Annotated in this window: 16 protein-coding genes and 1 riboswitch; of the genes, 8 read left to right on the top strand and 8 right to left on the bottom strand. The window is 64.6% G+C overall.

Going from position 1 to position 17,906, the window contains the following annotated elements; all coding sequences use genetic code 11:
- Positions 1 to 91: 91 nt before the first annotated feature.
- Both FHT02_RS05380 and asd read right to left on the bottom strand, forming a co-directional pair.
- Positions 92 to 2,947 (bottom strand): PAS domain S-box protein, encoded by a 2,856-nt coding sequence (locus tag FHT02_RS05380; RefSeq protein ID WP_184085231.1) that lies wholly within the window; start codon positions 2,945 to 2,947, stop codon positions 92 to 94.
- Between the two features lie 463 nt (positions 2,948 to 3,410).
- The gene (gene asd / locus FHT02_RS05375; protein WP_184085228.1) at positions 3,411 to 4,292 is read right to left on the bottom strand and encodes an archaetidylserine decarboxylase; all 882 of its coding nucleotides are present in this window, start codon (positions 4,290 to 4,292) and stop codon (positions 3,411 to 3,413) included.
- Between the two features lie 326 nt (positions 4,293 to 4,618).
- Positions 4,619 to 4,732, top strand: a riboswitch (SAM-I-IV-variant riboswitch).
- Between the two features lie 52 nt (positions 4,733 to 4,784).
- Here asd and FHT02_RS05370 point away from each other — a divergent pair.
- Positions 4,785 to 5,837 carry a beta-eliminating lyase-related protein gene (locus FHT02_RS05370; protein ID WP_184085226.1) on the top strand — a complete coding sequence of 351 codons (1,053 nt, stop codon included), beginning with the start codon at positions 4,785 to 4,787 and terminating at the stop codon, positions 5,835 to 5,837.
- A 38-nt stretch (positions 5,838 to 5,875) separates the two neighbouring features.
- On the opposite strand, the gene rdgB is transcribed toward FHT02_RS05370, so the two are convergent.
- Together rdgB and rph are read right to left on the bottom strand one after the other, a co-directional pair.
- On the bottom strand, positions 5,876 to 6,520 hold the full coding sequence (gene rdgB, locus FHT02_RS05365; protein WP_184085223.1) for an RdgB/HAM1 family non-canonical purine NTP pyrophosphatase: 645 nt from the start codon (positions 6,518 to 6,520) through the stop codon (positions 5,876 to 5,878).
- The gene (rph, locus tag FHT02_RS05360; RefSeq protein ID WP_184085219.1) at positions 6,517 to 7,230 is read right to left on the bottom strand and encodes a ribonuclease PH; all 714 of its coding nucleotides are present in this window, start codon (positions 7,228 to 7,230) and stop codon (positions 6,517 to 6,519) included. Before rph ends, rdgB begins: the two co-directional genes overlap by 4 nt.
- A gap of 89 nt (positions 7,231 to 7,319) precedes the next feature.
- Between rph and FHT02_RS05355 the strand changes: the two genes are divergently transcribed.
- The 7 genes from FHT02_RS05355 (at position 7,320) to FHT02_RS05325 (ending at position 14,013) form a co-directional block, all read left to right on the top strand.
- Positions 7,320 to 7,826, top strand: a complete 507-nt coding sequence (locus FHT02_RS05355) for a DUF6438 domain-containing protein (protein ID WP_184085216.1) — start codon at positions 7,320 to 7,322, stop codon at positions 7,824 to 7,826.
- A gap of 76 nt (positions 7,827 to 7,902) precedes the next feature.
- The gene (hrcA, locus tag FHT02_RS05350; RefSeq protein ID WP_184085214.1) at positions 7,903 to 8,946 is read left to right on the top strand and encodes a heat-inducible transcriptional repressor HrcA; all 1,044 of its coding nucleotides are present in this window, start codon (positions 7,903 to 7,905) and stop codon (positions 8,944 to 8,946) included.
- A gap of 16 nt (positions 8,947 to 8,962) precedes the next feature.
- A complete protein-coding gene (gene grpE, locus FHT02_RS05345; protein WP_184085211.1) occupies positions 8,963 to 9,526 on the top strand; it encodes a nucleotide exchange factor GrpE in 564 nt (187 codons plus the stop codon).
- 93 nt (positions 9,527 to 9,619) lie between these two features.
- Positions 9,620 to 12,367 carry a [protein-PII] uridylyltransferase gene (locus tag FHT02_RS05340; RefSeq protein ID WP_184085208.1) on the top strand — a complete coding sequence of 916 codons (2,748 nt, stop codon included), beginning with the start codon at positions 9,620 to 9,622 and terminating at the stop codon, positions 12,365 to 12,367.
- 15 nt (positions 12,368 to 12,382) lie between these two features.
- Positions 12,383 to 12,766 carry a VOC family protein gene (locus FHT02_RS05335; protein ID WP_184085205.1) on the top strand — a complete coding sequence of 128 codons (384 nt, stop codon included), beginning with the start codon at positions 12,383 to 12,385 and terminating at the stop codon, positions 12,764 to 12,766.
- 112 nt (positions 12,767 to 12,878) lie between these two features.
- Positions 12,879 to 13,193: a YdeI/OmpD-associated family protein gene (locus FHT02_RS05330; RefSeq protein ID WP_184085202.1), complete on the top strand. Its 315-nt coding sequence runs from the start codon at positions 12,879 to 12,881 to the stop codon at positions 13,191 to 13,193.
- A 67-nt stretch (positions 13,194 to 13,260) separates the two neighbouring features.
- The gene (locus tag FHT02_RS05325) at positions 13,261 to 14,013 is read left to right on the top strand and encodes an SIMPL domain-containing protein (protein ID WP_221239308.1); all 753 of its coding nucleotides are present in this window, start codon (positions 13,261 to 13,263) and stop codon (positions 14,011 to 14,013) included.
- Between the two features lie 48 nt (positions 14,014 to 14,061).
- Here FHT02_RS05325 and FHT02_RS05320 read toward each other — a convergent pair whose 3' ends face one another.
- From FHT02_RS05320 to thrS, 4 genes are all read right to left on the bottom strand, one after another.
- Entirely contained in the window at positions 14,062 to 14,922 is an 861-nt protein-coding gene (locus tag FHT02_RS05320) for a glycoside hydrolase family 16 protein (protein WP_184085196.1), read from the bottom strand.
- Positions 14,919 to 15,455, bottom strand: coding sequence for a translation initiation factor IF-3 (infC, locus tag FHT02_RS05315; protein WP_184085193.1), 537 nt, complete (start codon positions 15,453 to 15,455; stop codon positions 14,919 to 14,921). Before infC ends, FHT02_RS05320 begins: the two co-directional genes overlap by 4 nt.
- Positions 15,456 to 15,580: 125 nt before the next feature.
- On the bottom strand, positions 15,581 to 15,904 hold the full coding sequence (locus FHT02_RS05310) for a YnfA family protein (protein WP_184085190.1): 324 nt from the start codon (positions 15,902 to 15,904) through the stop codon (positions 15,581 to 15,583).
- Positions 15,904 to 17,895 carry a threonine--tRNA ligase gene (thrS, locus tag FHT02_RS05305; protein WP_184085461.1) on the bottom strand — a complete coding sequence of 664 codons (1,992 nt, stop codon included), beginning with the start codon at positions 17,893 to 17,895 and terminating at the stop codon, positions 15,904 to 15,906. The genes FHT02_RS05310 and thrS overlap by 1 nt, the downstream gene beginning before the upstream one ends.
- Positions 17,896 to 17,906: the final 11 nt, after the last annotated feature.

Below are 17,906 nucleotides of genomic sequence, written 5' to 3'. Positions count from 1 at the left end.
GCTTTGCCTCAGGTCACCGTTGTCCTGTCTTAAAGGACGTCATTTGAAACTCGCCGCACGTTCATCTGAATTCGCTTGCGGTCAGCTGCGGCTACGCTGAAGCGTTAGGCTTCATAGGGCCGCTTTCTTGGGCGCTTCTGAGCGCAATGGCACGCATGATGTCGAGGTACTCTTGGATCCGCAGGGGGCGCTCACCCGGCAACCACACGTTAAGTCCAGCGTCGAGCTCCGCCGCAGCATTGCCCAATTCCGCTTCCCCGAACATACCCGCAGTTCCCGCCAGGTTATGCGCCATCGTGGCGAGTTCGCTTACCGCGTCGTCCGTGAACTGCCCCGCTGAGGTCATCGCCTCCAGCGCCTCGATCATTGCGCGGCGCCTGATGGCGTACCGCTCCCGCAGTGAAGGCTTGGCGGGCGGAGCAGCCTCCGGCGCCACAGTCGCTTCGCTTTCCTCCCCGTGGGCGAGATAGCGTTGGAGCACGACTTCCAGCGACCGAGGGTTCAGCGGCTTGGTCAGGTGCTCATTCATACCCGCGGCCAGGCACCGCGCGAGGTGCTCCGGTTGAGCGCTCGCTGTCAGCGCAACGATCGGTATCTTTGAGACCGGCCCAGCCTGCTCGCGTATCGCGCGGGTGGCGGCGAAGCCGTCCATCACCGGCATCTGGCAATCCATAAGAATCAGGTCGAAGCTCTGAACCTCGACCTCGGCTAGCGCTTGCGCGCCATCCTCCGCTTGCGTGACGGTGCATCCATATCTCGAAAGCAACGCCAACATCAGTTCGCGGTTGAGGTCGACGTCGTCGACGACCAAAACGCGTTTGCCGTCTAACGACTGCACCTCTGGCACAGAGATCTTTCCCTCGGTGCGTTCGTGCTCGTCCGCGACGGGCAAGGTGATCTCGAACCAGAAGGTCGACCCCTTTCCCAACTCGCTCGTGACGCCAATATCGCCGCCCATCAGGGTGACAAGTTGCCGTGAGATCGCCAAGCCGAGTCCTGTTCCGCCGTAATTCCGCGATACCGTTGCGTCCGCCTGGACAAAGCGGTTGAAGAGTGTTGCCAGCCGATCCTCCGGAATACCACCGCCAGTATCCGTAACCTCGACGCGCAGCCTTGCTGCACGATCCTCTTGCCCGACGAGGGTGACGCTGGTGGTGACGGATCCGTCGTGGGTAAACTTCACCGCATTTGAAAGTAGGTTGAGTAGGATCTGGCGGAGGCGATCCGGATCGCCAATCATGCGGGCGGGAACTCTGGGGCAGACTTGAGCGCTGAGCCGAACGTCGCGCGCCGCTGCCTGAGTTTCGAGCAGAGATACCGTGCTGGTAAAAAACTCCGCCACTTCGAACGGGCTGCTGTTTAGCTCGAGCTTGTTCGCTTCCAACTTCGAGAAATCGAGTACGTTGTCGATCACCGCATGCAGCGCGAGGCCGGCGCTGTGAACCAAGTGAATGCGTCGCTGGTCCTCGGCATCGAGGCCGGTGCGTTCACTCAGCAGCCTTGAGAAGCCGATGATGCTGTTGAGCGGCGTGCGCAGCTCGTGGCTCATGTTCGCCAGGAACTGTTCCTTCGAATTCATAGCCTGCTCGGCCTCGAGCTTCGCGGCGGCGAGCGCCTCCTCCTGCTCCTTTTGTGCCGACACATCGCGGATGACGTCGAGATAACCTGTGACCTCCTGCGTCCCCGGGTCTCGCAACAGCGCGGGGCTTGATTCCACCCATACCCAGCGCGCTTGTGTTTTATGCCAGACGCGCCAGCGAACTCGCTGGGGACCCTCGCCAGCCTTAAGCCTGCGGAAAGCATCCCGCAGCTTCACAACGTCGTCAGGATGCGTGATGTTGTCCGGCCCGTGCCCCATCCGGTCCTCACTCGTATAGCCCGTTACAGCCTCTGAGGACGGTGAAACGAAGGTGGTTTTGCCACTTAGATCGCTAGTGACGATGACGTCGGTGGAATTCTCCGCCATCAGCCTGTATCGTAACTCGCTAGCGCGCGCGTTCTCTTCCGCATGCTTGAGTTCGGAGACATCGAGAAGCACACCAAACACGCTTACCGCTAGGCCAGCTTGGCGAAGGATCGTCCCTCGAGCCAGGATGTGGCGGATCTTGCCGCTCGGCAGGAGCAGGCGATAACTGTTCTCGTAATTTGGCGCGCCCTTGGCAATCGCGTCCGCCAGCACCCGCGCCGCCTCTTCTCGGTCCTCGGGATGGCGACGGTCGATCAGCTTATCGATGCTTGGGGGGCCGTGTTTCGGATCGAGTTCGAGCATTGTCCAGAGCTCGTCGGACCATGTTACTTGCTGCGTGATCAGGTCGAAGGTGCAATAGCCCATGTGGGCGATCTTCTCCGCCGTCTGCATCAGCACGTTGGCCTGCAGCGCGGCAACTTCCGCGCGCTTTAGCTCCGTGACGTCGCGCTTGCCGACGAACACGTGGCGGACCTCGCCAACGGCGTTAAGCAGCGGCACCACCCTGACGTCGAAGATGACGTCTTCGCCCGAAGCGGTACGCTCCTCCGCTGTGTGCCGTCCCCTTCCTAGAGCAATTGCCTCTTCCATGTTCTGCTGCCCGCGCTGTGCTCGTTCAGCTGGGAACAAGTCCCGAATTTCCTTCCCTCGCACCTCCGCGATGGTCGTCCCCAGCGAACGTTCGGCCGCCTCATTCATCGTATTCAACGAAAATGTGCTGCCCTTCAGATCGTAAACCATGTGCACGTCGGGCGAACTCTCGAAGATGCCCTTGAAGAGCGCCTCGGCATCGCGGACCAACGCCGCCGACTTCTCCGCAGCCGTATTGGCGCGCATCAACTCTTCGGACTGTGCCTCCAGCGCCCGGTGAGCCCGGTGAGAACGTCTGGCGTACAGGGCGAGTGAGGCTACCCCGGTTACAAGCAGGATGATGATTGCCTCGTCTAGCTGCCATGCTTCATGGCGCTCTACAAAGGTCACGATTCGCTCAAAGGCGTCAATCTTAACGCAAAGTATGCTCAAGATGACGGAACCCAGCGTCGCCAGGCGTAGGTCTCGGTGTTTCCTCTTCATCTCTGGCGTCGACGGCTGGTTCAGCGTCTATCTCCTCTCGTTAAGTATAGCACAACTGCCGACAAAAGGTCGTGAGGACGCGCGGCGCGATCGCCGCAGCCGAACGCGGGGGTGAAATTCGAGTCCTCCCGCCGGGCAACTGCTGCGTGAACGATCGTCCGGTTTCAGGAAAAGCGGCGACAGCATGGGACGATTTTGGGCGGTTTCTGCCGTTCTGCCTTGGCATGAACGGACGTGCGCTTTGGAGCGACGTGAGCAGTGACCTGAACGGTTGACTTTGGGCGGTAGCCGACCTGCCGTTTCACAGGTCTACATTCCAGCCCCCCGACATTGATGCAGGGCGGAGCGCGCCTTTGCTCCCGTGCTGGCTTCAACCCTGAGGGTCGTCGTCCCTGGATGTAGGTAGTGGCGCGTTGCCCATGGCCTCACCCAAGCGGACCGGTTTCTCGGGCGCCCAGTCTTCGTTGAAGCGGATGGCGCCCTGTTTGAACAACATGACGATCGTCGAGCCAAGAAGGAAGCGCCCCATCTCGTCGCCCTTTGCCAGCGTGATGTCCTGTTCGGCATAGCTCCATTCGGAAAGCTTGCCGGTGCGCTTTGGATTGACGACGCCGTGCCACACCGTCGCGATGCTGCCGACGATGGTCGCCCCGACCAGCACCATGACGAACGGACCATGTTCGGCCGATTCAAACACGCACACGACCCGCTCATTTCGGGCAAAGAGGTTCGGCACACCGCGCGCAGTCACGGGGTTCACCGAGAACAGCGTGCCCGGCACGTAGATCATGCGTTTGAGCGTGCCGCTGCACGGCATGTGCAGGCGGTGATAATCCTTTGGCGACAAATAGAGGTTGGCGAAGCTGCCGTGGCGGAACTGCGCGGCGAGCGTGTGGTCGCCGCCCACCAGATCCGTCGTGGTGAATCGATGGCCCTTGGCTTGGAGCATATGATGCTCCTCGATGGCGCCGAACTGGCTGATCGCTCCGTCGACGGGAGAGACGAAGTCGGCATCCGCCACCGGGCGGGCACCGGCTCTTAGCGGCCGAGTGAAGAAGTCGTTGAAACTCTTGTAGCTGTTGATGTCCGGGTCTGCGGCTTCGCGCATGTCGACGGCGTAGGTGCCGACGAACCAGCGGATCGCCCGCGTTGTCATGCGGCCCGCTTTCGCGCCGGCGATGCGGCCGGCGATGGTGCTTATGTGCTTCTTGGGCAGGATGTACTGGAGCAAGACCTTCAGGCGATCGGACATCGGTACCTCGAACCCTCTTACGCCCTTCTGGTGTCATGAACGGACGGGTCGACCGTTGAAAAAGGCGTTCGTGGCAATTGCAACAATTGTCGCCGGAAGCGAAGCATTTAGCGATGCCCGCCTCGATTGTTGGCCGTGGTCCGCGCCCGCCCTGGCTTGGTCTTGCCGCTATTGCACTTCTGTTGAGGATGGAGGGCGACGTCTCTCCAACGACCTTTTGCCGCGGTGCGGTGCGGTGAGAAGTCGCTGATCGGTACTCCCATCGGTGTGACCAGACCTTGCTGCACCGCAGCGGGTTGAACCGCCTGGCCAGCCGCGCTAACGGGGCACTGCATCAAGAGTCGGGCCGACGCCTGGCACCAACCTGCTCCCGAGCAAGGTGGTGCCTCCGCTTTACCAAGCGGAGGGATGTGGCCGGACCGGCAACCATCGGGTTCCAAGCCACGTGTCGACCTGTCTCCTGGTGCCGAACCAGTTTAAGAGGCAGTGCGCGTGATCGATCAAGCTCAACAATTCGCCAGCGACAATTATGCCGGAATCTGTCCAGAGGCGTGGAACGCCATGGCGGAAGCGAATTCAGGCTCGGCCACGGCCTATGGCGATGACGATTGGACGCAGCGCGCATCCGACGCGTTTCGCACGCTGTTCGGCACCGAGTGCGAAGTGTTCTTCGCGTTCAACGGAACGGCGGCCAATTCGCTGGCGCTGGCGTCGCTCGGGCAATCCTATCACAGCGTGATCTGTTCCTCCTCGGCGCATGTCGAGACCGACGAGTGCGGCGCGCCGGAGTTCTTTTCCAACGGATCCAAGCTGCTGGTGGCGCAGACCGCGGGCGGCAAGCTGACGCCCGAAGCGGTGCGCGGGCTGGCGACGAGCCGGTCGGACATCCACTTCCCCAAGCCGCGCGTTGTGACGATCACGCAGCCGACCGAGACGGGACAGGTCTATAGCGTCGCCGAAGTGCGCGCGCTGTCGGCGACGTGCCGCGAGCTGGGATTGCGGCTGCACATGGATGGGGCGCGGTTCGCGCATGCCTGTGCGACCTTGGGCTGTTCGCCCGCCGAGATCACCTGGCAGGCGGGCGTCGACGTGCTGTGCTTTGGCGGCACCAAGAACGGCATGGCGGTGGGCGAGGCGGTGCTGTTCTTCGAGCCTACGCTGGCGGAGGACTTCGATTATCGCTGCAAGCAGGCCGGACAGCTGGCGTCCAAGATGCGCTTCTTGTCGGCGCCGTGGGTGGGGCTGTTGGAGAGCGGCGCGTGGCTGCGCAATGCCGAACATGGCAATGATTGCGCGCAGCGGGTCGCGGCGGCGGTGGCGGGGTTGCCGGGAATCGAGCTGATGTTCCCGGTGGAGGCCAACGCGGTGTTCCTGCGCGCGCCTGAGCCGGTGCTGGAGGCGCTGCGGGCGCGGGGCTGGCGGTTTTATACATTCATCGGCGGGGGCGCGCGGTTCATGTTCGCCTGGGACGCCGATGTGGCGCGGGTGGATGCGCTGGCGCGCGACGTGCGCGAGGCGGCGTTGGCGGCGTTGGTCGAGGCTTGAGGGTTCGATCCTCCCCCGCAAGGGGGAGGATTTGTGGGTCAGAACACCGCCGCGACCAGTTGGCGGAAGGCGTCGGCGCGGTGGCTCATGGCGTGTTTGGCTTGTGGGTCCATCTCGCCGAAGGTTTGCGCATGGCCATCGGCGACGAACATCGGGTCGTAGCCAAAGCCCTTGTCCCCGCGCGGGGGCCAGACCAGCGTGCCGTCGACGCGGCCTTCGAACCATTCGACATGACCATCGGGCCAGGCGAGTGCCAGCGCGCAGATGAAGTGCGCCGAGCGGCTGGTTTCGGGCGGAAGCGCGGCCAGGCGGTCCTCAACCTTGCGCATCGCGAGGTCGAAATCCTTGGCTTCGCCGCCCCAGCGGGCCGAGAAGATGCCGGGTTCGTTGTTCAATGCTTCGACGCATAGCCCCGAATCGTCCGACAGCGCGGGCAGGCCTGACAGATCGGCGGCCTGGAGCGCCTTCAGCTCGGCATTGGCGACGAAGGTGGTGCCGGTTTCCTCGGGCTCGGGCAGGTCCAGCTCGGCCGCGGAGACCGGTTCGATGCCATAGGGGCCGAGCAGCGCGCGAATTTCGCGGACCTTGCCCGGATTGTGGCTGGCGATCACCAGCTTGCCGGGCTTGAGCTTGCGGATGGCCTGGGGGGCGTCGCCGCCCACCCCTTCATTGGGCCCGGTCATTGCACGGCCTTCAGCTGTTCGGCGAAGATCTGATTGCAGCCGATGCGGGCGAGGCGGAGCAAGCGGAGCAGGCCTTCCTCATCATAGGTCGCGCCCTCCGCGGTTGCCTGCGCTTCGGCGATCTTGCCGTCGGAGAGGAGCACGAAATTGGCGTCGGCGTCCGCGTTCGAATCCTCGTCATAGTCCAGGTCGAGCACCGGATTGCCCTGGAAGATGCCGCAGCTGACGGCGGCGACCTGCTGCGTGATCGGGTCGGCGGTCAGCTTGCCCTCGGCCATCAGCTTGTTAACGGCGAGGCGCAGCGCCACCCAGGCGCCTGAAATCGCGGCGGTGCGGGTGCCGCCATCGGCCTGAAGCACGTCGCAATCGAGGGTGATCTGGCGCTCGCCGAGCAGCTTGAGATCGGTGACGGCGCGTAGCGAGCGGCCGATCAGGCGCTGGATCTCTTGGGTGCGGCCCGACTGCTTGCCTTTGGCGGCTTCGCGGGCGCTGCGGGTGTGGGTGGCGCGGGGGAGCATGCCGTATTCGGCGGTGACCCAGCCTTCGCCCTTGCCGCGCAGCCAGGGCGGAATGCGCTCCTCAATGCTGGCGGTGACCAGCACGCGGGTGTCGCCGAAGCCGATCAGCACCGAACCCTCTGCGTGGCGGGTGAAGCTGGGCGTGATCGAGATCGCACGCATTTCGTCGGGGGCGCGGCCGGATGGGCGCATCGGTTCATTCTCCTGCAAACTTGGTCGCGCCAAGTAGACCGTGCGTGGGAAACGCGCCAGTGGCGGCGGGTGATCCGAAGGGAGTTGTGATGGGCAGGCAGTGGATGGCGATCGGGGCGGCGGCATTGGCGCTGGCGGGATGCGCGAGCGATGGCGCGCGGCCGGGCGGTACGCCGGTGGCGATCGAAGCGGACTCGATCACGCTGGAGACCGCGCCCTGCCACGGCCGCTGCCCGGTATATGCCGTGGTGGTACGCCCCGATGGGACCGGGGTGTTCGAAGGCAAGCAGTACACCGCGGTTACCGGCGAGCGTCCCTTTAGACTGAGCCGGGAGCAATATGACGCGTTCGCGGCGAAACTGGAACCGTACCGGCCGGCGCAGGGCGAAGTGCGCTACGAGATGGGCAGCGCCAATTGCGGCAACGCGCCGACCGACATGCCGAGCACCGAGGTGCACTGGACGCGGGCGATCGGGGACAGCCAGACGCTCCATTTTTATCACGGCTGCCGGGTCGAGAACGCGGCGCTGGCGCAGGCGCTGCGCGACGCGCCGGGGATGCTGCCGATCGGAGAGATGATTGGGGCACGGCCGTAAGCATGCTGCTCCTCGGCCTTTGTCGAGGAACGGAACCTATGCTTGAGGCTGGCCCGACACGCGCTACATACATTTCATGACCACGCCCCCGATCTCCGAACTTACCGATCGCGCGCGTGACGTGTTCCGGATGGTCGTCGAATCCTATCTCGACACCGGCGCACCGGTGGGGTCGCGGACGATCTCCAAGATTTCGGGGATGAACCTGTCGCCCGCGTCGATCCGCAACGTGATGCAGGATCTGGAGGAATTCGGGCTGCTCGCCGCGCCGCATACCAGCGCGGGGCGGATGCCGACCGATAGCGGGCTGCGGCTGTTCGTCGACGGGATGATGCAGGCCAGCGAACCCTCCGTCGAGGAACGCGCCGCGATCGAGGCGCGGGCGGGGCAGGTCGGGCCAGTGGAAGAGGCGATCGCCAACACCACCGCCGCCTTGTCCGGCCTGTCGGCGTGCGCCGGGCTGGTGCTGGTGCCCAAGGCGGAGCCGGTGCTGCGTCAGTTCGGCTTCGTGCCACTCAGCCAGGACCGCGCGCTTGCGGTGCTGGTGGGCGATGACGGGTCGGTGGAGAACCGAGTCGTGCACTTGCCCGGCGGGATCGATCCGCACTCGCTGCAACAAGCCGCCAACTATATGAGCGCGATGCTGTCCGGCTTGACGTTGAGCGAGGCGCGGGCTCGGATCGAGCGCGACCTGGCGCAGCAGCGGGCGGCGTTGGACAGCGCCTCCGCCGCGCTGGTCGAGCGGGGCCTTGCGGTGTGGAGCGAGGATGGCGGCCGCCGCCCGGTGCTGATCGTGCGCGGGCAGGCCCGGCTGGTCGATGCCACCGCCGCCGAGGACCTGGACCGCGTCCGCCAGCTGCTCGACGAGCTGGAGGGCAAGGAAGAGATCGCCCGGCTGCTCGACAGCGCACGCGAGGGGGAAGCGACGCGGATCTTCATCGGATCCGAGAACAAGCTGTTCGCGTTGTCGGGGTCTTCGGTGATCGCAAAGCCGGTGCGTTCGCTCGACGGCCGCGTGGTGGGCGTGGTGGGCGTGATCGGCCCCACCCGGTTGAACTATGCGCGCGTCGTGCCCATGGTGGATTTCACGGCGGCCACCTTGGCCCGATTGCTCGCTTGAAGACGTACAGGGAATTATGACCGAGAACGACAACATCAACGCGGACGTGCAGGACGCAGACATCAACCTTCGCGACGAAACCGCCGAAGCGGCACCCGAAGTGGCGGAGCATGACCGCAGCGCCGAGCTGGAAGCGCAGCTCGCAGAAGCCAAGCAGCAGGTGCTGTACGCGCAGGCGGAGACGCAGAATGTGCGCCGTCGCGCCGAGAAGGAAGCGCAGGACGCGCGCGCCTATGCTGCCACGGGCTTCGCGCGCGACGTGCTGTCGGTTGCCGACAATCTGTCGCGTGCGTTGGCGGCGATCCCCGCCGATCTGCGCGAGGACGAGAAGCTGAAGGGACTGGTCGTCGGGCTGGAAGCAACCGGCCGCGAATTGGAGTCGGTGTTCGGCCGCCATGGCATCACCAAGATTTCGGCAGTGGGCGAGGCGCTCGATCCCAATCGCCACCAAGCGATGATGGAAGTGCCTTCGGCCGAGGCGGAGCCGGGCACGGTCGTGCAGGAGATCCAGACCGGCTACATGATCAAGGACCGGCTGCTGCGCCCGGCGCTGGTCGGCGTGGCGAAGAAGCCGGATTGACGTTCCGTGGCGTTCTGGCCCTCTCACGCTCTTGCGGGAGAGGGCTGAAGGCGGAGGTGGCGCGCCACTGCGGATGCCTTTATCTCACATGCCATGTCCGGCCGCTTTGACTCCGTTCCGCACCGCCGTTCCCTGATCGACCGGCGCGCCGTCGCCGAGCGGCTTGGCGCGCTTCCCGGGGGGCAGCCTGGGGCGATGCGGGCCGCTGCCACGGCCGAGCTCAAGGACGCGCTTGCCATCGGCCGGGCGGAGATCGCGCGGCGGCTGGAGGAGCATCCTTCGCGCGGGCTCGAGGCCGCGGCGGCAGGGGCGTTTCTGGTCGACCAGCTGCTGCGGTTGTTGTGGGACTTCACGGTGGAGCGGCTGCACCCCAACCATAATCCCACCGCTGCCGAGCGCATGACGCTGATCGCGGTGGGCGGCTATGGCCGCGGCGAGATGGCGCCGCACTCGGACATAGACATCGGCTTCGTCACGCCCTGGAAAGTCACCGGGTGGAGCGAGCAGGTCATCGAATCGATGCTCTATTCGCTGTGGGACCTGCAACTGAAGGTCGGCCATTCGTCACGGTCGCTCGATGAGATGGTGCGGCAGGCGAAAAGCGACGTCACGGTGCGGACCGCATTGCTGGAGGCGCGCTATGTCTGGGGCGACACCGCGCTCTATGATGAGGCCGCGCGGCGCTTCAAGGCTGAAGTGCAGCACGACACGGCCCGCGCCTTCATCGCCCAGAAGCTGGACGAGCGGAATGCACGTCACCGCCGCATGGGTGACAGCCGCTATGTCGTCGAACCCAATGTGAAGGAGGGGAAGGGGGGATTACGCGATCTCCACACGCTCTTCTGGATCGGCAAATACGCGTATAATGTCGGCGAGCCCGCCGAGCTGGTCGAGCAAGGATTGCTGACCAAGAAGGAGTTTCGGCAGTTCCGCCGCGCCGAGAACTTCCTGTGGGCGGTGCGCTGTCATCTGCATCTTCTGACTCGGCGCGCCGAGGACAGGCTGACCTTCGACGTGCAGCGCGAGATTGCCGAGCGGATGCGGTTCGCCGATCGCCCGGGCAAGGCCGCGGTCGAGCGGTTCATGCAATATTACTTCCTTCAGGCTAAGATGGTCGGCGACCTGACCGGCGTGTTCCTGGCGCATCTGGACGAGAAGTTCGCCGCGCGCGGCGGGCGTTTCGGGCTGCCGACGCTGCGGCGCCGTCCGCGCAAGCTGCACGGCTTCGTGCTCGACCGCGGCCGGCTGGCGCTGCCGTCCGACGACTTCTTTCGCAGCGATCCGGTGCGGCTGATCGAACTGTTCCAATTGGCCGATCTGCACGGGCTGGAGGTGCACCCGCTGGCGATGCGTGCCGCGGCGCGCGATGCCAAGCTGGTCGACGATGTCCGATGCGATCCACGCGCCAATGCGCTGTTCCTGGAACTGCTGACCAGCCCGCGCGATCCCGAAACGGTGCTGCGCTGGATGAACGAGGCCGGCGTGTTCGGGCGGTTCATGCCCGACTTCGGCCGCGTCGTGGCGCAGATGCAGTTCGACATGTACCACCATTACACGGTGGACGAGCACACCATCCGCGCGATCGGACTGCTCAATCGGATCGAGCGTGGCGCGCTGGCCGACGATCATCCGCTCGCCACGGCGATCTTCCCGCGTATCGTGTCGCGCCGGGCGCTGTACGTGGCGGTGCTGCTGCACGACATCGCCAAGGGGCGCCATGGCGACCATTCAATCCTGGGTGCCGAAGTGGCCGAGCGGCTTTGCCCCCGGCTCGGCCTGACGCCGGCGGAGACGGAGACAGTGGCATGGCTGGTGCGGTGGCATCTGCTGATGTCCGACACCGCCTTCAAGCGCGATCTGAGCGACTTCAAGACGATCCTGGATTTTGTCGACCGCGTGCAGAGCCCTGAACGCCTGCGCCTGCTGCTGGCGCTCACCATCGTCGACATCCGCGCGGTGGGACCCACTGTGTGGAACAGCTGGAAACGCCAGTTGCTCGCCGACTTGTTCGATGCCGCGGAGGAGGTGCTGCAACTCGGCCACAAGCAAAAGGGTCGGAGCGAGCGCATCCGCGCCAAGCAGGTGGCGTTGGGCGGCTTGCTGGGCTGGGATGCGGCGCGAGTGGATGCGTTCGCCAGCCGTCAGACCGAGCCATACTGGATCGCCGAACCGCTTGATGTGCTCGAGCGAAATGCGCGACAGGTCGATGCCGCAGGTGTGTCGCAGCTCTCGATCGAGGCGCAGGTCTACCCGGAGCGCGGTGCGACGTTGGTAACGGTCTATGCCTCGGATCATCCCGGGCTGTTCTACCGCATCGCCGGCGCGATCCACTTGGCTGGCGGCAACATCATCGACGCGCGCATCCACACGACGCGCGACGGGATGGCGCTCGACAATTTCCTGATTCAGGATCCGCTGGGCCAGCCATTCGACGAGGCTACGCGGCTCGAGCGGATCAAGTCCGGCATCGCCGACGCCCTCGCCAACCGCGCCAAGCTGCAAGAGCGGCTAAAGGCCAGACCCTTGCCGAGGCTGCGCGCCGACGCGTTTCCGATCGAGCCCAATGTGCTGATCGACAACAAGGCGTCGAACCGCTTCACGGTGATCGAAGTGAATGCGCGCGACCGGCCCGCGCTGCTGTTCCATCTGGCCTATGCGCTGTTTCAATCGAAGGTGACGATCCACTCGGCGCATGTCGCGACTTATGGCGAGCGCGCGGTCGACACCTTCTATCTGACCGATCTGATCGGTGATAAGATCGAAAGCGCGGCCCGCCTCAAGACGATCGAGCGGCGCCTGCTGGAAGCGGCGGCGGGACAGGATATCGCCCAAGCCGCCTGAACAAGGGAGAGCGGCATGCCGGTGATCGGATGGGGCGGTTTCTTCTTTCGCGCACGCGATCCCGAAGGGCTGGCGGCCTGGTACCGCGAGATGCTGGGCGTCGGCGGCGGATGCGGCAAGGACGAACAGGGCCAGTCGAGCGACTGGTTCTGGTATCCTGAGCCCGGGCCGGTGGTGTTCGCGCCGTTCAAGGCGGACAGCGACTATTTCGCCGCCGACAAGACGTGCATGCTCAACTTTCGCGTGCGCGACCTGGATGGCCTGCTGGAGCAATTGAACGCTGCCGGAATCAAGATCCAGACCAAGGCGGAGTGGGACACTCCGCAAACCGGACGCTTCGCCCGCATCCACGACCCGGAGGGCAATCCGATCGAGCTGTGGGAGCCGCCGCAGGGATGACGTTGCGCCTGTCATCGCCCCTCGTCAGTCGCGTTGTTGGTGGGGCGCGCGCTTGGTGACTATTTGGCTCTAGCGGGGCGCTCAGTCGAAGCGCTTTGCTGTCGGAGGTTCTGTGGCGACTATCTTTCCGCACGGCACGGTTCACGACGCGCCCGACGATCTTCAAGACGCAGTGCGAGCCGATCCCAGTGTATTTGCTCGTTGGAAGGCTTTGACTCCGCTAGGCCGCAACGAGTTCATCTGCTGGATCGACGATTCGAAGCAGCCTGCAACGCGCCAACGCCGCATTGAGCGGACTTGCGATGAAGTGCTGGAAGGCAAGAAGCGGCCTTGTTGCTGGGCTGGGTGCATTCATCGAACGGACAAGGCACCGGGCCGATGGCAGCAAGCCGTGTTGATCGATCAAAAGAACAAGCGACGCAGATAGACGATCTCTCTGCTTGATGCGTCCCACGGCCTGAGTGATGCTGTGCCTTAACAAGGGGGGATGTATGATGACGTACTGGCTTTTCGCCGCTGCCGTGTTGGCGCCACAGGCGCAGAGCGCGCCGGAGGCGGTGGAGCGGACCATTCAAGTGACCGGCACGGGCATTGTGCAGACGGTGCCGGATATCGCGTTGCTCGACATCTATTTGCGCGGCGAGGGCGCGACGCCCGACGCGGCGACAATCGCGATCGCGGCGAAGCAGAAGGCCGTGCACCGCGGGCTCACGGGTTTGCTGGGCACCGACGCCGAACTCACCACCAGCAACGTCACCATTATCGAGGCCCGAGGCGCTGCCTGCACCGACGCGCGCGGCTATAACAGCCAGCCGCGCATCAGCACGGGCGACTGCGCAGTGATCGGCTATATCGCGACCATCCAGATGAATGTGCGCACCCGCGCCGTCGAGAAGGCGGCCACGGCCGCCGGTCTGGCTTCACGGCTCGGCGCGAGTGACGCGCGGGTGCAGGGTTTCACGCTGTCCGATCCCGAGGCTGCGCAGGGCCGGGCGAACGCCGCCGCGGTCGAGACTGCTCGCAAGAAGGCGGCGGCGCTGGCGAGCGGCGCCGGCCATAAGCTGGGCACGATCGTTGCCGTGCGCGATCAGGCGAATTTCGACATGATGGTGTCGGGCGCGCGTCACCGCGTGAGCGACGCGGCTGCGCCTCCCGCGCCCGAGGTGGCGCCCGTCGTGATCGAGCTGAAGCCCAAGCCGATCGAAACGCGGGCGCAGGTCTTCGTCACTTATCCCATCGCAAGCTGAGGCGCACAGCACGCCGATGTCATTAGCGGGGAAGCGGAGGGAGCGGCTCTACCGCTTCTGCCAGACCCGCACATAATCCACTTCCATCCGCGTGGGGAAAGCGGCCGGGTCGATACCCTTTTGACCACCCCAGCCGCCCACCGCAACGTTGAGAATCAGATATTGCGGCGACGCGAAAGGCCAAGTCGCGGCGTTGCGCTTCCCGTTGTTGTCGAAGCGCATAAAGGCGCGGCCATCCACGCCGATCAGGATGCGATCGGGGTTCCAGTGCAACTGAAATCGGTGAAAAGCGGTGCAGGCGTCGGGCACCATGCGGCTGGCGCCTTTCTGTGTGCCGATGCTGTGGTTGTACGCCTTGGTATGCACGGTGCCGTGGACACGTCCCTTGTCCCAGCCGACATGCTCCATGATGTCGATCTCGCCCATCGCCGGCCAGCCGGCCTTGCCGTCCGCCGCGAGCATCCAGATCGCGGGCCATACCCCGCGTCCGCAGGCGAGCTTTGCGCGCACTTCGATGAAGCCGTATTTCCACGCCGCCACGCCGCGGGTGATCAGCTTGCCAGAGGAGTAATTCTGTCCGCCGAAATCGGCTTTGCCTGACAGGCGTTCCCGGCGGGCTTCGATGATCAGGCGGCCATTCTCCACGCGCGTGTTCTCACGCCGGGCGGCTGCATAATATTGCAACTCGTTGTTGAACCAGCCGCGCTTGTTGTATTCGGTGTCGTAGCGCCACTTGGCGCTGTTCGGCAGGCCGGGGCGGTCGAACTCGTCGGCCCACACCCTGGTATAGCTTTTCGGCAGGACCAGCGGCTCGTTGGCGGGCGCGGTGTTCGAGCCGGTCTGCGCCGACGCCGGACACGCGGCAAGCGCGGCGAGGGCCACCGCACGCAGCCCTCGCCAGAACGTCATTTGGGCGAGATGACCATCAGCATCTGACGGCCTTCCATGCGCGGATAGCTTTCGATCTTCGCGATCTCGGCCGTATCCTCCTGAACGCGCTTCAGCAGCACCATGCCGAGCTGACCGTGCGAAAGCTCGCGACCGCGGAAGCGCAGGGTGACCTTGACCTTGTCGCCTTCGCCGATGAACTTGTGAATCGCCTTCATCTTCGTATCATAATCATGATCGTCGATGTTGGGACGCATTTTGATCTCCTTGATCTCCTGCGTCTTCTGCGATTTGCGGGCGACATTGGCCTTTTTCTGGGCCTCGTACTTGAACTTGCCGACGTCCAGAAACTTCGCCACGGGCGGATCGGCGTTGGGCGACACTTCGACCAGATCGAGGCCGACCTCGCGCGCCTGCTCCATTGCCTCGCGCGTGTACATCACGCCGAGATTTTCGCCGTCCTGATCAATCACCCGCACCTTCGGGGACTGAATGAATTCGTTGAACCGAGGCCCGTTCATCGGCATCGGGGGCGCGTTCGGGCGCCGGGCCATGGGAGGACGTATAGGACTTGCTCCTGGAATCGTTTAAGTTGCAGTTCCCGATATAGGCTTTAGCGGGAAGATTTGGAAGGCGCAGAGGTTCCCGCATCGCGGAAATCCCGGGCGGTGTGGCAGGATTACCGCCGTCCGGCCAGGATGACGATGCAACCGAGCACTGCAAGGGCCGCGCCGATCAGATCCCAGCGGGTTGGCGAGACCCGTTCGACAAGGACCAGCCAGCCCAGTGAGGCGAGGATGTAGATGCCGCCATAGGCCGCGTAGGCGCGGCCTGCGGCTTCGGCGTTGCCGAGCGTAAGGAGCCAGGCGAACAAGGCGAGCGAGACGCCGCCGGGAACCAGCCACAGGGGTGACTTGCCGAGACGGAGTACCGACCAGAAGGCGAAGCAGCCCGCGATCTCCGCCAAAGCGGCGGCGGCGTAGATCGCGAGCGTTGTCGGCATCAGCGCAGGTCGGGCGGCGTTGCTTCGGCCTTCAGCTTGGCGACGGCTTCTTCAAGGGTGAGCATCTGTTGGCCCTGCGATCCGAGCACGCGGAGGGCAACGGTACCTTCCTCGGCCTCGCGCTTGCCGACGACCAGGAGGTTGGGGACTTTCGCGACCGAATGCTCGCGCACCTTGTAGTTGATCTTTTCGTTGCGCAGGTCGGTTTGGACGCGGATGCCGACGTCGGCCAGCATCTTGTCGACGCGGAAAGCATAGTCGTCGGCGTCGGACACGATGGTGGCGACGACGGCTTGGGTGGGAGCCAACCAGGCAGGCAGCTTGCCGGCGAAATGCTCAATCAAAATGCCGATAAACCGTTCATAAGAACCGAAAATCGCGCGGTGGAGCATGACCGGACGGTGGCGCTCGCCATCCTCGCCGACGTACGATGCGTCGAGACGTTCAGGCAAGACGCGGTCGGACTGGATCGTGCCGACCTGCCAAGTGCGGCCGATCGCGTCGGTGAGGTGCCATTCGAGCTTGGGCGCGTAGAAGGCGCCTTCGCCCGGCAGTTCCTCCCAGCCATATTCCTCGGTGGCGAGCCCGGCGCGGATCACGGCGTCGCGCAGTTCGGCCTCGGCCTTGTCCCACATCTCGTCGCTGCCGAAGCGCTTGTCGGGGCGCAGAGCCAGCTTGATCGAGTAGGTGAAGCCGAAATCGCGATAGATTCGGTCCGCGAGCTTGCAGAAGGCCTGCACTTCCTCGACGATCTGGTCTTCGCGGCAGAAGATGTGCGCGTCGTCCTGCGTGAACTGGCGCACGCGCATCAATCCGTGCAGCGCGCCGTGCGGCTCGTTGCGGTGGCAGCAGCCATTTTCGTACAGGCGCATCGGCAAATCGCGGTACGACTTGATCCCCTGGCGGAAGATCAGCACGTGCGCCGGGCAGTTCATCGGCTTCAAGGCCATCCACTGCGCGTCGTCCGAGACAATCGGGCCTTCATCCTCGACATTGGGCACTTCGTCGGGGATGACGAACATGTTCTCGCGATACTTGCCCCAATGGCCGGACTGCTCCCACTGGCGGGCGTCCATGACCTGCGGGGTCTTGACCTCCTGATAGCCGGCCGCATCGATTGCGCGGCGCATATAGGCCTCCAGCGCGCGCCAGATGGTGAAGCCATTGGGATGCCAGAACACGCTGCCATGCGCCTCGGCCTGCAAGTGGAACAGGTCCATTTCCTGGCCCAGCTTGCGGTGGTCGCGCTTGGCGGCTTCCTCCAGCCGCGTCAGATGCTCGGCGAGCTGCTTCTTGTTGAGCCAGCCGGTGCCGTAGATGCGCGACAGCATCGCGTTCTTCTGATCGCCGCGCCAATAGGCGCCCGACACGCGAGTGAGCTTGAAGGCATCCGGCGCCACCTTGCCGGTCGAAGCGAGGTGCGGGCCGCGGCACATGTCGAGCCAGGCGTTCTCGCCCTTGCCCGCGCGATACACGGTCAGTTCCTCGCCCTCGGGCAGTTCGGCGGCCCATTGCGCCTTAAAGGTCTCGCCTTCCTTTTCCCAGCGCGCGATCAGGTCGGCGCGGCTCCACACTTCGCGGATCAGCGGCTCGTCGCGCGCGATGATGCGGCGCATCTCTTCCTCGATCGCGGGCAGGTCTTCCTCGGTGAAGGGCCGATCCTTGGGCGCGAAATCGTAATAGAAGCCGTCATCGGTCGAGGGCCCGAAGGTGATCTGGGTGCCGGGGAACAGGTGCTGCACCGCCTCGGCCAGGATGTGCGCGTAATCGTGGCGGGCGAGCTCGAGCGCGTCCTTCTCATCCTTCGACGTGACCAGCGCGAGCTGTGCGTCGCCTTCGAGCGGGCGCATGATGTCGCGCAGCTCGCCGTCGACACGCGCGGCAATGGCGGCCTTGGCCAGGCCCGGACCGATCGCCGCGGCGATGTCCGCCGGGGTAGTCCCCGGGGCTACCTCACGGACGGAACCGTCGGGCAGCGTAATGCGGAACATCTCGGACACGG

Source organism: Sphingomonas xinjiangensis (genome assembly GCF_014199255.1).
Taxonomy (GTDB): Bacteria; Pseudomonadota; Alphaproteobacteria; order Sphingomonadales; family Sphingomonadaceae; genus Sphingomonas; species Sphingomonas xinjiangensis.
This window is presented reverse-complemented; position numbering and strand designations above follow the sequence as displayed.